The organism is Peterkaempfera griseoplana (assembly GCF_001418575.1).
Lineage (GTDB): Bacteria > Actinomycetota > Actinomycetes > Streptomycetales > Streptomycetaceae > Peterkaempfera > Peterkaempfera griseoplana.
Genome location: NZ_LIQR01000765.1, coordinates 1 through 1,212, shown reverse-complemented (window position 1 = coordinate 1,212; position 1,212 = coordinate 1). Strand labels below are relative to the sequence as shown.

Genomic DNA, 1,212 nt, shown 5'->3' with positions numbered 1-1,212 from the left:
CCCCTGCACCCACCCCCGACCCCTCGGAGTCCGACATGCCTCAGTGGACCCCCTCCGGCACGGTCGTCCCGGGCGACTCCCCGACCGTTGCCCTCGTACCCCATGGCAGCGCCTGGTCCGCGTACCCGCACCGAGCGCTTCACCTGGGTATGGACCAGGTCGGCGACACCGGGGCCACCGCCGTGGTCCGCGTGGCCGTCCACGACGGCACGACCTGGCGGGTCACCCGTCCGAACCTCACCGCCTCCGGCTCGACCGTGACTGTTCCCCTGACGGCCGACGACGTCAAGGTCTCCCTGACCACCGACGTCCCGGGTGTCAGCTATGCGATCGAGAGCTGGTAGGCGGACCTGCTGAGGTGCCGTGAGGCGCTCCCGGGTCCCCGGTGATGCTGCGCACGGCAGGAACGGCCGGCTCTCCCGAAGGGGCTGGCCCTTCCTGCCCCAGCGCCCTCCGGCTCGACGCGTCGCAACCGAGGGGCGCGGCCGAGTTGGTGCGTCAGCCCTCAGGTCACCCCGCGCGGCCGGAACTGGATGCTGATCCGCGGGCCCACCGCTCTGGCGGTCTTCGGCACCGCGTGTTCCCATGTGCGCTGGCAGGAGCCGCCCATCACCACCAGGTCGCCGTGCCCCAGGGGCAGGCGCATCGGGGAGGGACCGGCCCTGCGCGGCCGCAGGGCCAGGTCGCGGGGCGCGCCCACGGAGAGAATCGCGACCATGGTGTCGCGGAAGGCGCCTCGGCCGTTGCGGTCGCCGTGCCAGGCGACGCTGTCCCGGCCGTCCCGGTAGTAGCAGAGCCCGGCGGTGGTGAACGGCTCGCCGAGTTCACCGGCGTAGCGGGCGGAGAGGGCGTTGCGGGCTTCCTCCAGCACCGGGTGGGGCAAGGTGCTCCCGGCCTGGTAGTGGGCCAGCAACCGGGGCACCAGCACCTCGGAGTCGTACATCACCCAGCGTTCGGCCTGCCAGGGGACCGCTGTGGCCAGGTGGTCGAAGAGGTCGCTCGCCCCACTGAGCCAGCCTGGCAGCAGGTCGAGCCAGGCGCCGTCGCTCAGCGGGAGGCGGCGGACGCCGTCGAGCGGGCCGAGGCGGATGCCGCTGTCGGGCTGTTCGAACAGGGACGCCTGCAGGTGAACTGCCATGAATCCAGTATAGAACGAGCATTCGATTATGGGGGAGGGGTTCACGGACGGCCACCACAGGGCGTCCGCGCCCC

At 72.3% G+C, this 1,212-nt stretch carries 1 protein-coding gene and 1 pseudogene; one reads left to right on the top strand and one right to left on the bottom strand.

Features of this window, described 5'->3' with window-relative positions:
• Positions 1 to 344, top strand: a pseudogene (locus AOK09_RS36550) (glycoside hydrolase family 25 protein); the annotation flags it as partial.
• A 161-nt stretch (positions 345 to 505) separates the two neighbouring features.
• On the opposite strand, the gene AOK09_RS36545 reads toward AOK09_RS36550, so the two are convergent.
• Positions 506 to 1,138: an alpha-ketoglutarate-dependent dioxygenase AlkB gene (locus AOK09_RS36545; RefSeq protein WP_055591464.1), complete on the bottom strand. Its 633-nt coding sequence runs from the start codon at positions 1,136 to 1,138 to the stop codon at positions 506 to 508.
• Between the last annotated feature and the right edge of the window lie 74 nt (positions 1,139 to 1,212).

What these genes read in the sequence shown, in the direction of transcription:
- AOK09_RS36545 (WP_055591464.1), bottom strand. Translation starts at nt 1,138, where the DNA reads ATGGCAGTTCACCTGCAGGCGTCCCTGTTCGAACAGCCCGACAGCGGC.